8 protein-coding genes are annotated in these 14,512 nt (G+C 55.5%); all 8 read right to left on the minus strand.

Going from position 1 to position 14,512, the window contains the following annotated elements; genetic code table 11:
* Position 1: 1 nt before the first annotated feature.
* Positions 2 to 1,012, minus strand: coding sequence for a type II toxin-antitoxin system antitoxin SocA domain-containing protein (locus KK078_RS13885; protein ID WP_254090886.1), 1,011 nt, complete (start codon positions 1,010 to 1,012; stop codon positions 2 to 4).
* The gene (locus KK078_RS13890; protein ID WP_254090887.1) at positions 1,009 to 1,359 is read right to left on the minus strand and encodes a hypothetical protein; all 351 of its coding nucleotides are present in this window, start codon (positions 1,357 to 1,359) and stop codon (positions 1,009 to 1,011) included. Before KK078_RS13890 ends, KK078_RS13885 begins: the two co-directional genes overlap by 4 nt.
* A 1,712-nt stretch (positions 1,360 to 3,071) precedes the next feature.
* Entirely contained in the window at positions 3,072 to 5,642 is a 2,571-nt protein-coding gene (locus KK078_RS13895) for a cellulase family glycosylhydrolase (RefSeq protein WP_254090888.1), read from the minus strand.
* Between the two features lie 26 nt (positions 5,643 to 5,668).
* A complete protein-coding gene (galA, locus tag KK078_RS13900; protein ID WP_254090889.1) occupies positions 5,669 to 8,092 on the minus strand; it encodes a beta-galactosidase GalA in 2,424 nt (807 codons plus the stop codon).
* Positions 8,093 to 8,119: 27 nt separating this feature from the next.
* Positions 8,120 to 9,289 (minus strand): glycoside hydrolase family 53 protein, encoded by a 1,170-nt coding sequence (locus KK078_RS13905; RefSeq protein WP_254090890.1) that lies wholly within the window; start codon positions 9,287 to 9,289, stop codon positions 8,120 to 8,122.
* A 92-nt stretch (positions 9,290 to 9,381) separates the two neighbouring features.
* Positions 9,382 to 10,461, minus strand: a complete 1,080-nt coding sequence (locus KK078_RS13910; RefSeq protein ID WP_254090891.1) for a SusE domain-containing protein — start codon at positions 10,459 to 10,461, stop codon at positions 9,382 to 9,384.
* A gap of 34 nt (positions 10,462 to 10,495) precedes the next feature.
* Complete coding sequence (locus KK078_RS13915; RefSeq protein ID WP_254090892.1) at positions 10,496 to 12,082, minus strand: RagB/SusD family nutrient uptake outer membrane protein; 1,587 nt, start codon at positions 12,080 to 12,082, stop codon at positions 10,496 to 10,498.
* Positions 12,083 to 12,101: 19 nt separating this feature from the next.
* Positions 12,102 to 14,512, minus strand: a 2,411-nt coding sequence (locus KK078_RS13920; protein WP_254090893.1) for a SusC/RagA family TonB-linked outer membrane protein, incomplete at its 5' end; no start/stop codon positions are given.

Consider the following 14,512-nt stretch of genomic DNA (forward strand, 5'->3'; position numbering starts at 1 on the left):
ACTATTGGAGAGCGATCAGCTCGAAGGCATACTTCTGATAGCTGATCAGGTTGTTACGGGCCTGGTTCTCCAGCCAGGCCTTTTCCCCGTGGCTGATCTCGATAATCTGCCGGGTGTTGGACCTGGCAAATTTCCGGGCAACATCACGCAACGTTGCCAGCTCTGCTTCTGTAAAATGTGAGCTGTCAAACTTGTCAGACGCAGAAATTGCCTCACCGTAATTACCGTCGTTAAATTCAACGAGCTCGATGGACGCAAACTTGTCGTCGCTTAACTTGATGTAGAGCTTCTCGTACTCAGCCGGCACCGGCCCCAACGGTATAGCCCGGTAGGCGATGCCGCTAATGGAATACCCCGAGCGTTTATAGTGCAGAAAGTCACAATAGAATAGAAGCTTGTTCAGCTTGGTCTTCCAAAGCTTGTCGACGTGTTCCGAAAAAAAAGCAATGATCATGGCAATGCGTGTCATGGAAGGCTTGCGAAATCCTGTAAATTCCGTAGGCCGCGCATGGCTGAAGATGTGCTCGGTGAAAAGATTTTCCCAAAGATTCTCATCTTTCTCTTTGATCAATAGATCAACACGATGACGCACTTTTTCATACTCCCGATCTGTTAATACACGTTTGCTGGCGTCGAGAAACTTCCGGAATTCCGCCGGTTCTTTTGCCGCTTGTATCAACCGGCCACTGGCCACCGTCGGAATATCGCCGGCCTCATACTGCCGGTAGCTATTCGCGCCAAAGCCCAGGATCTCCGACATCTTCGCTGCCGAAATACCATATTGTTCCCGGATCTCCCGGATCTCATCCGGAAAGGGAATGCTGTATTTATCCCGATACTGATTATACAGCTGACTAATATTAACTTCGTCTAACTCCGTGGTGGTAAACTCTTCACCCGTATCATTACACTTATAATAAAACTGGATCGTTGGAAAGATATCTTTCCGGAATTCAATGTCTTTCTTTTCATATTGAAGAGTCGCCTCTCCATCTGTAAACGGACTTTTCATAATTTTCTCTTAAATGGATAGTCAATCGATCTTTCAGCACAATGGAACGAGATACAAATAACCGGCCTGCCCTGCATCCCCATCGTGATCTTAATATATACCTCTTTCTGTTTTACAAACACGCCAAACTCCCACAAATCAGGACCGCTATCAACGTCTGTCGTGGGGCCCCGATAATAATTTTCGGGGGTTAGCGCTCTCAAAATTTCTTGCCGTGTTATTGGTGCTATTTCCAGATCGATCAATGCTTGCCGATTCTTGTCCCTTTCCCTAAAAATTACCGTAAAAACGCCCATTTTGGTCTTAAACGAAGCCAAAAAGGCTTCAACTTGAGGTAACGATGCCATAAAATTATAATTACTTCTAACTTGACCCCACAAAGATAACAAAACTCAACTGATAAGTTCAATTCACCTCAATTATTTTTAAAAATTTAAACTAATAAATTGAATTTACGTCGTTTTCGGCCGATCTGCGCCAAATTATCCCTGCAGAATATTGCTCACCCCTAAAAACGGCCACGCCGGAATTCAGATATCATGCCCTTTATTTTCCAGGTATATGTTCACTACATCCATCCGGGTACCTGCCAGATGTATACATTAACAATTTCCCCAATCCTCACAAGTATACCCCGGGTTGTAAACATTCAACCCACACGCGATACGGAACTCTTCACAATTTTATGTGTATAAGTCGTCCAGCCGTCCGAAATTCTCCAGCTATCAGAGAGGATAACCTACTGATAACGCGTTTTTGATCCATTTATACACCACTCATAACCAGGATCTATATTCATCCGGGTCATATGACGATCTGGATAAAATTCAAAAAAGTATAGATGTACAATTGATAGTCTTTTGGTATCAAGTCTCCATATTGTCTACAGAAACAGTTGCCCCTCTCGCGGCCGTTTAAAAAAAAATCAGTTCATTAACTCAAGTTTACGTATGGCATTCTTAGAAGAGCTCAAGATCACCGGCCGTCTCGGCAACCTCAGTTTTTACCACATGCGCGGTGTCGACAAGATCGTTGTGCGACAGAAGGGCGGCGCGCCCAGGGAATATGTCAAAAATTCGCCGACATTTGCTGTGCCTCGCTTATATATGAGCGAGTTCGGCGGGTGCTCGAAGATGGGCAAAGAGGTACGGCTCATGATGCACCCCATACGGAACCTGGCCGACTATAACTTCAGCGGCTTTATCAACAAAGCGCTGAAGATCGTGCAGAAGCAGGACGGCACCAGCGAGCTGGGGCGCCGGTCCATCGAGCTGTCCAGGCATACAGACTTGCTGGCAGGCTTCCAGCTGAATAAAGCTACGACATTTGATTCGGTGGTCCGCACGCCCCTCAGCTATACTATAAGCCGCGAGACACTTTCAGCCCGGGTGAACATTCCGGCATTGCTGCGCGATATCAATTTCCATCCGAACAACAGACATGCACGGTTCCGCGTCGAGGTAAGCCTGGGCGTTGTGCCGGACTTTACGTTCGATGCCCGGGCAGGGGTATATAAACCGCGGGACTGGTACACGGGCGCGTTCGCGCCGAAGAGCGTATCTTCGCCGTGGTATCCGGCGTTGAAGGGCTCGCCTGCTACTGCGCTGGAGATAGCCCTCACGGATCAGGTACCCGCCGATGAACACTATAGTTTGATGCTGACGGTGGGCGTGCGGTATGGATCGCCGATGGAAGACGATGTCGTGACGGAGGTGAAGCGCGCGGGGGTTGGGAAGGTAATTGCCGTGGCAGGGCAACCGGATGGGATCGACGCCCTTGTATCGACAAAAGTGACGAGAGAAGAGCCGGTACAACCGAAGGCATCTATACAAGACGGTATTGCGGCATGCAGGTATAATTGGCATTCAACCGCGCCGACGCGTTCGGTGGATGCCGTTCAGTCGCCTGAACATCTGGCGGGAGCCGAAACGACGGCATCGGCACGGAAAGAAATAAAAAGCTCTTCCGAAGGATCGGAAGAGCTTGTAGGAACGACGGCATCGTCTTTACTTGTATTGCCGGCTGAACCATCGGGCGCCGTTCCACCGCCCTATCGCTATCACTCTAATCGCACGCTCTCGACGACCAGCGTGTGCGAGCTCTCTAATCCAGCACCCGTTATGCCGGGTCCGATGGAGATCTGCAGGGTCTCGGCCTGCTCGAGAGAAAACTTCGAGACCGATGAAGGTATAAAGTAATACGGCAAGAAGGACGGATACGGGCGAGGCAACGTCACCACGGATACGGGTTTCAGGTCGGCCAGCGCGAGGCTGTAATCACCGGTGCGGACGTCTACGGATACCGTGGCGCCGTACGCCGAGCCGTCGCGCAGGATCAGGGCGATTTGTACCGGCAACGGCGTAGCGTCTCCGGTGCGGCCGCGGAAGACGATACGCGTAGCGTTCGTCATATCCGACTGTCTTCCGGTTACCTGTCCGGTGAAGTGGTAACGCATGGAGTAGTCGTGTACTTCTTTGCCCTGACGGTTTTCAGGATCGACTTCGAAGAGTTTTTTGATCGGCACGACCAGCTCCACGCGGCCAGGCTCAGCCAGAGGCATCAGGCTGGTGCCGGGCGTCCAATTGCGGGAGAGCTTCGACTCGTCGGATGCTGTAAAGAGGTACACGGGGCTCTTCGCGGGGAGTACAGGTACCGTGTAGGGCGTTCCATAAAAATCCCAATCCGTGGCGCCACGCGGGATCGCGCCGGGATATGTCACGGCTTTGCCCGCCGTGCGCACCGTGATATAATAGCGAAGCGTACCGGCCTGCAGAAACGACGCGGCGATTGTAGCACGGTATGTATACCCGCTGCCGGCTTCCATACGAATTACTTCGGGCTTCCAATGTTTGCCGTATACCGATAGCTCTACCGCATCGGGCACGGTCGCCGTTACAACGGTAGCCTCTACGGCAAGCGCCCCTCCTTCCGTGGCCGACGCCATCGGCTTGTGCAGCACGTACGATTGCTTCACGCTTGTGCCTGGCGCGGCAAACTCCCGCAGGCCGATGTTGTGATGAAGACGGACATTCAGATCGCCCGTCGTCGCGCCTTTGCGTGTGAGCAGATACGTGCCGGGGGTTACCGTAAACGACGTTCCGGCGGCGACAGCGGAAAATGCGTTTCCGGCGTTCATGCCTTGTACCGTGTAGCCGTCTTTCAGATCGGGTAATTGAATATTGACGGGCCATGCACGTGCGTGCACCACGGCCATCTTTTTCGAAGGGCTGGCCTTGCTGAACGGATCGTCTATCCACACCGCATCGGGCAGGACTTCCAGACGCCATACGCCCGGGGCAACGCGGTCCAGGAAATAGGCGCCCGTACCGTTGTACTGCACCACGGGTGAATTACCCCATCCCGCAATTTCTTCGAGCTTGTCGACCGCGGGTGGCGTTGTGCGGGTGTTGTTTGTATAATAGAACTTCGTCGGGGTGACCATCTGCGCCAGGTCCTGTTCATAGCTTACGCTGAAGTCTCCAAAGGTGGCGTTGGCGGGATAACGGCCGTAGCTTTTATAGAGTGGTACATGGCGGAATACTTCGCCGGCGATCTTGAGGCTAAGCGCCTTCTGCGGAGTATAGACCAGGTTCATGTAGTGGGTGCCGTACTCGGTGTTGACATCGGCCATGTAGGTCGGGTCGTAGGCGAATTGCGTGGCGATCTGCATGCCCGCGGTGCGGAAGCTCCGGGCCATGGCCGGGTATATATACGACCGACCCACGTCGGCAGCGTCGAACTCGTAGACCAGCTTGGCGATCTTCTTAAAGCCGGGATTTGCCGCGAAGGGAATAATGTAGTTGTCGACGTTGGGCAATAGATTACCGCCCAGTTCGTGGTTCGAGCCCAGGCCCGTGGGGTACCACTGAAAGGTTCCGCCCTGGATGCCGGCGTCGAAATACGCGTCGGCCAGGTGAATGCTGTGGCTGATGTTATAGAACACCGGCTTTTTGCTGCCGGTCTTTTTCATGGCCGTGACCATGCGCTTGATGAAGGCGGTCACCTTCGGGGCCGGCTCGCCGTGGTGCGGTTCGTTCGATACCTCGAAAGCGATGATGTCGGGGTCGTTCTTGTACGCGAGGCCGGTATGGGGATTGACGTGATTCAGGAATTGGTAGAGATAGTTCTCCTGGGCACGGATGGCCCCTTCGTTGGTGAGGCAGTCGCCTTTGCCGTATTTGAACGAAAAGCCCGGCGTCTTTTGATCGGGTGCCGGCCAGCCGTTTTGCCAGTAGGCAATGGGTGTGATCATGAACTTCATGCCCCGGTCCTTCATCTTCTTGAGCATGTAGTCGAAAAGCTCGAGGTGCTCGTTGTTTAACAGATTGCCGACACTGTCGCTGATCTCGCAGTCCCACACGTGCACACGGTACAGGTCAAAGCCCAGGCGCGCAAAGTGGTATACATCGTCGTCGATGGCCTTTTTCAGATCGATGCCCTGTTGTTGGGCCGTGCGATAAGCAAAGGCAAAGGGCGCGGTATAGTTCACGCCAAAGGCGCGTACCTCTTCCCGGGTCTTGCCCCATCGCATGATGCCGTCCTTATCGACATACACATCTGTTCCTTTCTGCGCCCAGCCCGTGGCGCTGATCACACACGTTACGATCAACAATATTATTTTTATCTTCATGCTTCTATCTTTTCCGTTTCTCAAATTTATTTCTCAGCGGTGGCCTGTATCGTTACGGCTGCGGGCCGAAGCCCTTCACCCGTAGCTTCCAGCCGGATAGCGCCCACCGTCTTGCCTGTCTGTATAATCACCTGGCATTTGCCGTTGAAGAGCGACCGTTGCCACGCTCCTGGCGCACACTGATCGGGCTCGTGGCTGCTGGGATCGCCGTTGCCCACACCGATGACGCGGGCGTCGCCCTGCACGCTGAAGCGCACCAGGTTGCCCGCATCCGGCACTTCCCTCCCGCGCTTGTCTTTTACCAGGACATCTACTACGGCGGCGTCACGCCCGTCGGCGAGCACCGTGGTGCGTTCCGTCGAGAGCTCGAGGGCATACGGCGCATCCGTTGTCTGCACCTGGGTGCGAAACGTACGGCCTTGTTTTGTCGCTACCGCCGCCAGCGTACCGGCCCGGTACGGCACGCTCCATTGCAGGTGTCGGTTGCGCACCATGGCTTTTTTACCGAGGCTTTTTCCGTTCAGAAACAGCTCCACCTGGTCGGCGTTGGAGTTTACCCATACGTCTATGTTCCTGCCCTCCCGCCCTTTCCAGTTCCAGTGCGGAGAGATGTGGAGCACGTCTTTGTTCGTCCACCACGACTGGTAGTAGTAATAAATGTTCTTCGGAAAGCCGCACACATCCATGATCCCGAAATGCGAGCTGATGTTAGGCCATTGGAACGGCGTTGGCTCGCCGCGATAGTCGAACCCCGTCCACACAAAGCCCCCCATGAACCAATCGTTCTCAGCGGCCAGGGGCCACCATGCCTCGGCCGTAGACGCCCACCAGGGCGCGGTAATGTCCTGGTCGGGCAAATAGCCTTTTACAGAGTCGATCGCATAAATGCCCCGTGTCGTAACGGTACTCCCCATCTCGGTGCCCACGATGGGCTGCCCCGGGTGATCCCGGTGATAGGCCACGACATGTTTCTCGCGATAATTGAACCCACGGATGGGAATGACTTCGTTTACTCCCGTGAAGACGTTGCCCAGGTCGGCAGCGTAGGTGCTGGTGCGCGTGGAGTCATACTGGCGCTGCAGGGCCAGCATCGACAGGGCAATACGCTTGCCTATGCTGTTCGTTTGCGCATAGCCTTCTTCGTTACCGATCGACCACAGGAATACCGAGGGGTGATTGCGGTCCCGCTCGATCAGTCGCCGGAATTGATCCTGGTATTCCCGCGAGCTGCTCAACAGCCGGGCTTCGTCCAGCACCAGCATCCCCAGCGAGTCGCACGCATCCAGCAGCTCCGGCGTGGGCGCATGGTGACTGGTGCGATAGGCATTGACGCCGAGCTCTTGCAAGCGGCGAATGCGGTAGTAGTGCAGATAATCGGGCTGCGCCAGGCCCACGCCCGCATGGTCCTGGTGACAGTTTACGCCCTGGATCTTGATCCGCTTGCCGTTAAGCGACAAGCCCGTGGCAGCATCGATCACGACGGTACGAACGCCGAGACGCTGACGATCCTGGTCGATGACGCGGCCGTTCTGCCGGACGACATTCACTACCTTGTACAGGTAGGGGTCTTCCAGCGACCACAGGTGCGCATTTTTGAGCGTGAGCTCCACGTGACTCCGGATGCCCGCCTGCGCCGGGACGAAGCTGGATCCTTCCTCTTCCGATTTGGTAATAACCTTACCGTTGCGGTCGGTGATATAGGTCTGGACGGAAACCCATTCATCTTTCAACCCGTCGTTCACCACCGTTGTGTGGACCGAAACGGTAGCCTCGCCGCCCGTTACTTTGCTATGAAAGAACACGCCGCCCGACGGGATGTGTACGGACTCAGATTCATTCAACCATACGTGCCGGTAGATTCCCGCTCCTTCGTAGAACCAGCCCTCGTACTGCGAGGCGTCCACGCGCACCACCAGCACGTTCTCCTGCGTGAACCGGATATAGTCGGTGATGTCGTATTCAAAACCTACATACCCACTTTCATTGCGGCCGAGGTAAAAGCCGTTCATCCATACCTGGCAGTCGCGAAAGACGCCGTCGAACTGCACGGAGAAGCGCTTGCCAGAGTCCGCCGGCACGATCGTAAACGCCTTGCGATACCAGCCGATGCTGTTCCGGGGATACAAGCCCCCCACTGGCTTGTATCCGTGCCCCAGGACATCGGCGTTATCGGAATTCTCGAACGGCAGGGCTACTGCCCAATCGTGCGGCAGGGTTATGCTCGTCCAGGACTGATCGTCGAACGTCGGGTCGATGGCGGTACCCGTGGCTTTGCCTGTTTTCGAGAACAGGTTGGCAATGGTGAAATTAAAATCCGTCGAGGCATCGGCGGCGTGACCAAGGTGGAATTTCCATCCTTCGTCCAGCAACGCATGCTTGCGCGGCGTCTGGGCGGGCAGCGACGCAGCAAACGTCACAGCCGCCAGGATCAGTAAGGCAGTTCGTTTCAAAACATACACGATTAAAAGTACAAAGGGTTACTGCTGCATGTAATCGATGGCCGGTATGGCGTTGCCCGAAAAGTCAAAGAACGCACAGTTCTCCCACGACGAGCCGGTGCCCCCGGCATCCTTCATGTTCGAGCTGATATAAGCGGGCTCCCAGTAGATCATACCAAGGCCGCCACCGTCGTGCACTTCCTGCGCCATGTCGGTGAGCAACTTTTCGAGGCCCTGGCGGGTATACGAATAGCCGGGCAGGATCGGGTCGCTGCCAAACAGGTTGGTATAGCTGTCGTTTGTCTCCATCGTCCACGGATAGGCCGTCTCCAGGATCATCACGTCTTTGCTATACGCGGTCTTAAAACCGGCGATCGTCTCGGAAAGCTTGTCCGGCGTGATGGTTGTATGCCACAGCGGGTAGTAGGAAAAGCCGATGATCTCAAAATCGGTAACCCCGCCGGTAGTGGTCAGGTTATCAAAGAACCACTTGACGTTCTTCGGATCGGCAATGTGCAGAATTACTTTGGTCTTGGTGGAAGATGCGTCGGTCGCATCGCGCACGGCGTCGATGGCACGGTTGATAACCGCTCCGGTCTCCGCCCACTTCCCCTCACAGACATTGCACGTCGGGAAGCCCGCGGGTGCGTCAGTGAACAGTATACCACAGTTTGTTTCGTTGCCGATCTGCACCAGCTCGGGCATCAGCCCCTGCCCATCCAGGTAACGCAGCGTTTTGAATGTATAGTTATAAACCGAGTCTTTCAGCACATCGAGCTCGGTGATGTTTGCCCACGCGGCGGGAACATCCTGCGCGGCCGGATCGGCCCAGGTATCCGAGTAATGAAAGTCCAGCAACACCTCCATGCCTTGCTCCCGGGCGCGGCGGATGGAGGCTTCCACATCTTTCAGATCGCTGTACATCTTCGTGCCGTCCGCGCCGTATATTTCCTTCGTCCAGGCGGGGTTGTGCCACAGGCGCAGGCGTACCAGGTTGGTGCCGTGGTTCTTGAAGATCGCGTAGGGCGATTGCTGCTGACCGTCGTCTTTGTAGACACCGCCGTGCTCTTCGATCTGGTTGACGTAGGAAAGGTCGGCTCCGTAGTAGGTCAGTTTTCGTGCTGTTTCGGTCGCGCCGCTGTCGTCGTCCTGACAAGCAGCCAGCGTCACCGCGGCCACCGCGGCGGCCAGGTATATGCGTAGATACATAAAGGTCATGGTAATAGTCTTGAACATCCTCACCCCGCCAGGCAACGGAACCACAGGCGTATGGCGGCTCCGTGCCTGTGAGGTTCGGGACGTTATTCTTGCGGGATCAGTAGAAATTGTTTGGTCAGGTCGTTAAACACAAGGGTATAGCTGCCCGCGGTCACTTCGATCTTGTCGTCGTTGCCCGCCGGTACCGCCGTGCCGTAAAGCTTATCGCCAACGCCGACCGTGCCCCACTGCGCCGCCCAGCCGTCGGCTACAAACTTGAAGGCCGCATCGGCCTCGAATGTATAGTCCAGTGTCCACACATGCGGGTTGGAGACGGTATTCGCCATCGCGATCAAAGCCCAGCCACTGAAGTCGCCGGCGATGTTCACGCTGGCATAGTCCGGTGCGCCGGCCTCGTCATAGCTTTCCAGGGTATAGTTCATTTTCAGAATGTCCAGCGAGAAGGTATAGTACCCCGCGCTGCCGACCATAAAGGCGCCCGGATCAGGGTCAGCTTCTGTTTCGCGGAAGAACACATCGCTGCCGTTCACCCCCCACATCGGCGCCCACTGGCCCCGGTTTGCCAGGATCTTCAGCTGGCCGGCATTTAAATGCCCGGTGAAGGTATAGGTAAAATTATCCGCCGCGCTTCGGAACATCGGGCTGGCGGCATTGGCATCCCAGCCAAACTCGGCGGCATCTCCCACCTGGTATATCGTGAGGTACGGTGGCTCGGCGATATAGGGTGTTACTTTCAGCTCGACGGTATTGGAATATCGCGATGCCACAAACGACGACACGTCGGCACGGATCCGCACGACCACGTCGGCGGCCGCTTCGCCGGACAGCTCTTCCGCCAGCATCATGTCGTTGAGCTGCGACACGGTAAGCGTCACTTCCGGATTTGCATCCAGCACCAGCGTACGCGGCGATTCGAAGTTGTCGCTCTTTTTGTCGACTTCCAGCCGGTACGTAACGGCGGATGCAAAGCCGTAGTCTGCATCGGTGCGCTCGAATACCACGGCCGTCTCTGCCGCCGTTTCCATCGTAAGCACGATCTCCGCCTTCGACGCCGTGAGGTGGGAATCCGCGCCTGCCTTCAACACGGTGTCGGTGCCGTCTTCGTCACAGGCGGCACATGTCAGCAGGCACATGCCCAGGGTATAGTTCAGTATCTTTTTCATAGTTGTCTCTTTAAAAACATCTGCGATAGCATGATTAATAGCCGTTTACCTTCGGATCCAGGTTGGGGTTGGCGATCAGGTCCGATTGCGGAATGGGGTACAGTTTGCGGTATGACTCCACGCCGCGGCCTTCTTTTAAGCCACCTTTCCAGGGCCACAGGTAGGTGCCTTCGGTAAAGCGGCCAAAACGGATCAGGTCGGTGCGACGCACCGCTTCGCTCGCCAGCTCGCGCGCACGCTCGTCGATGATAAAGTCCAGCGTCAGCTGTCCATCAGTAATGTTACCGCTGGTATTGTTATAGGCACGCTCGCGCAGGTCGTTGACATAGCCCAGGGCCTCGGCGCGGCTGCCTCCCTGGCCGTTGCGCAATACCGCTTCGGCATACATGAGGTAGACGTCCGCCAGGCGGAACATCGGGTAATCTGTATCGACAAAGGTAGTGTGCGAACCGGGCTCGCCTGTAGACGTGATGTTCTTGAACTTGATGATGGGATAGCCGTCTGTCTCCGAAGAGACACTGTTGATCTCCAGCGTATACCCTTCCGTGAAGAACATCTCGCGCTCGTCGATGCCGCTGCCGATGGGCGGGAACAGGTCGACGATGTTCCTGGTCGCACGCGGACCTGACCAGCCGGCGTCGATGCCGTACTCTACATTCTTGCCGCGCGGTATGGGGCCTTTCAGAATATAGTTCATGCCGCCATAGCTCTGGATGCGCTGACCGTCTGACGCTACCGGGAAGATCACCTCGGTGGACTGATCGTTGTCGGCCAGGAAGTTATGTTCAAAATCTTCTTCCAGCGTATAGCCTGCGTCGATCACCTTTTTTGTATAGGTGATGGCCTCGGTATAGTGGGCTTCGCCGGTGTATACCTCCGCATTGAGGTACAGTTTGGCCAGCAGTGTCCAGGCGGCGGCCTGGTCGGCGCGGGCGTATTCATTCTGACGGGCCGGCACCAGCTCCGCTTCGATCGCTGTCAGCTCGCTTTCCAGGTAGGCAAACAGGTCGGCACGCGAGATCTGCTTGGGAAAGAATGAGCCTACCTCGTCGGTTTCGGTTACAAATGGCACGCTACCATACAGGTCCAGCGCATGCCAGTAGCTCAGCGCCCGCAGGAAACGCGCCTCGGCGCGGTAGTGTTTAGCCTCTTCCAGGTTGGCGCCGGTAATGCCGCGCTCGCTCAGCTTGCCGTCGGTCGTCTCGCGGATAAACTCGTTGCAGATCGCTACCTGGTAGAAGATACGGTAATACAGCGCTTCCACAAACTGGTTGGTGCTGGTCCAATCCATAAAGTGCAGGTTGGGCAAGCCCGCATCGGTCCAGCTGATCACCGCCTCGTCTGTCGGCAGCTCCTGCAGTTGCCAGTATTGACGAAGGTAAGATGAGAAGCCTTCGTTTCCGCCCTTGATATCCGGATTGCCTTCCGGTCCCTGTGAGCCGGTCAGCGCCAGACCCGAATAGGCCTTGGCCAGAATAGACTTGTAGTTGCCGAAGTCCTTGTAAATGTTGGCGGATGTATCCTCGTATCTCGGTACCTGGTCCAGGTCATCGGTACAGCCCAGTACACCCATCGCCAGCGTGGCGGTGAATGCTATATTTTTGATAAATGTTGTCTTCATGTGTTTCGCTCCGTTAAGATTAGAAATCGAGAGTCAGGCCCAGTGTAAACACGCGCGGACGCGGATAGAACGAGTTGGTCAGACCGGTAGACGTTTCGGGGTCGAGACCGCTGTAGTTTGTGATCACAAACACGTTCTGGCAGGTAGCCGACACGTTCACATCGAGCTTCTCTTTAATGACCTTGCCTACATGGTAGTTCAGGTTGATGTTATCCATGCGCAGGAACGACGCGTTTTCCACGAAGTGATCCGAATATTGACGGTTCGCATCGTTCGGTCCCACAAACCGGGTGTCGTAGACCGCCGCGGGAATGTTGATGAGGTAGCCGCTCTGTGACACGTTGGAGAAGTATGCGTTGGCTGCGCTGTTGTTATACACGTAGTTCCGGAACGACGCCCGCGCCACCATGGACAGCGTAAAGCGGTCGTACGAAAGCCGGGTGTTGAAGCCCAGGAATACCGCCGGCGCCGGATTGTGATACCGGTATTTATCTTCTGCCGTGATCCGGCCGTCGCCGGTCAGGTCTTCGTACACGCCTTCCAGCGGTGCGCCCTGCTCGTTGTACACCTGCTTGTATACATAGAACGAGTACGGTGCATACCCTACGGTGTGGATCTGGATGCGGTTGCCCACGCCTCCACCGATCTCACCGACCTCTATACCGGCCGAGCTTTCATTGGCCGTCTTGCTCAGACGCAATACTTCGTTTTTGTTGTACGTAGCATTGAAGCCGACGTCCCATGCAAACTTACCGCGCTCCACGGCCTTCACATTTACCGACGCTTCAACGCCGCGGTTCTCCACTTCGCCCACGTTGGTGAACAGGCGGTTTGTCAGGTTCGAACCGGCCGGCAACGGAATTTCGGCCAGCAGATCCTTGGTTTTCTTTTGATAGAAATCCACACTACCGTAGATCTTGCCGGTCAGGAACTCGTAGTCGATCCCGGCGTTATAGGACTGCGTCTCTTCCCATTTGATATTAAAATCATATCCTTGCGCACGCAGCGTGCGGATATAGGTATCACCAAACAGGTAACTGGCCTCCGCGTTGCTGCGCACGTAACGCGCCAGGTAAGGGTAGTACCCTTGCGAGGTAGCGCCCAGGTCCTGCTGACCGGTTACGCCATAGCCCACGCGAAGCTTCAGGTCGGTAAGGCCTTTTACATCTTTCATAAAAGGCTCGTCGATGACGCGCCATGCCAGCGCTACAGACGGGAACGTACCCCAGCGGCTGTCGGGGCTGAACCGCGACGAGCCGTCGCGACGCAGCGTTGCCGTCAACAGATACCTGTCTTTATAGCTATAGTTCAAACGACCGAAGAAGGACACCAGCACATTTTTCAGCTCGACCGGTTCCACGCGGTTCAGCGTGTCCCCCTCGTTCTGAATGCTCAGGGTGTAGCTCGCCGGATTCTTGGTGGTAAAGCTCTGATACGAATAACCGGCGGTAACGTCTACCTTACTGTGCAGGCCGGGAAGTTCTTTTACATAGTTCAGGTAAAAGTCCAGCAGGTTGTTCTGCTTCTTTTGCGTATAGGTATTGTGTGTGCCTCCTTGTAACATGACCGACGCCATCGTCGCTGGCAAAGTGGTCGAGCCGTCGCTCTCCGAAATGTCGTAGCCCATGTTGAGGTTGGCGCGCAGCTCGGGCAGGAAGTGCAGCTTATAATCCAGCTGCAGGTTGCCGATGCTACGTTTCACATCGGCATGGCCGTCCTGTTGCCGCAGGATACTGACAGGGTTGCGCGGTGCCAAACCCGTAGGGTTACCGTTCCCCTGGATCCATTCAAAGTAGCCGGCATAGGTCGGATAGTCCGCGTGGATCGGTTGTGTAGGGTCAAAGAATGCTGCCGTACCGATCACACTTTCGTCGGCAAACTGACTTTCGGTCATCAGGCCCTTTACGCTCAGGTTCACTTTCAGGTGCTCCTCCAGGAACGTCGGATTGAGGTTCAACGCAGCCGATGTTCTTTCGAGCTTCGACGACAACAGGATACCCTCCTGGCTCAACCGGCCGACGGAGAGGCGATACGGTACCTTCTTCACGGCGCCGCTCAGGCTCAGGTTATTATCGTATGTATAGGCATCGCGAAAGATCGCATCCTGCCAATCGGTATTGGCCGTGCCCAGGCGGGTTTTGTCATTGGCGTTGGCATACTGGTTTACGACCTCGCGAAATTCATCGGCGCTCAGCACGTCGAGCGTCTTCACCACTTTGGAGACGGATGCCTGCGAGCTGAAGTGTATCTGCATCTTGTCGCCGGCATTGCCTTTCTTGGTGGTAATGATAATGACGCCGTTGGAAGCACGCGATCCGTAGATCGCCGTAGCCGACGCGTCTTTTAAGATGTTAAAACTTTCGATGTCGTCGGGGTTGCTGCTGTCTCGTATACACCTCTGACGCTGCCGACGAAGGTGGCGGTGTAGAT

Origin of the sequence: Dawidia soli, assembly GCF_018598185.1 — a bacterium.
Taxonomy (GTDB): Bacteria; Bacteroidota; Bacteroidia; order Cytophagales; family Cyclobacteriaceae; genus Ohtaekwangia; species Ohtaekwangia soli.

Coding starts and splice junctions, on each gene's coding strand:
- KK078_RS13885 (WP_254090886.1), bottom strand. CDS start 1,012: ATGAAAAGTCCGTTTACAGATGGAGAGGCGACTCTTCAATATGAAAAG.
- KK078_RS13890 (WP_254090887.1), bottom strand. CDS start 1,359: ATGGCATCGTTACCTCAAGTTGAAGCCTTTTTGGCTTCGTTTAAGACC.
- KK078_RS13895 (WP_254090888.1), bottom strand. CDS start 5,642: ATGAAGATAAAAATAATATTGTTGATCGTAACGTGTGTGATCAGCGCC.
- KK078_RS13905 (WP_254090890.1), bottom strand. CDS start 9,289: ATGTATCTACGCATATACCTGGCCGCCGCGGTGGCCGCGGTGACGCTG.
- KK078_RS13910 (WP_254090891.1), bottom strand. CDS start 10,461: ATGAAAAAGATACTGAACTATACCCTGGGCATGTGCCTGCTGACATGT.
- KK078_RS13915 (WP_254090892.1), bottom strand. CDS start 12,082: ATGAAGACAACATTTATCAAAAATATAGCATTCACCGCCACGCTGGCG.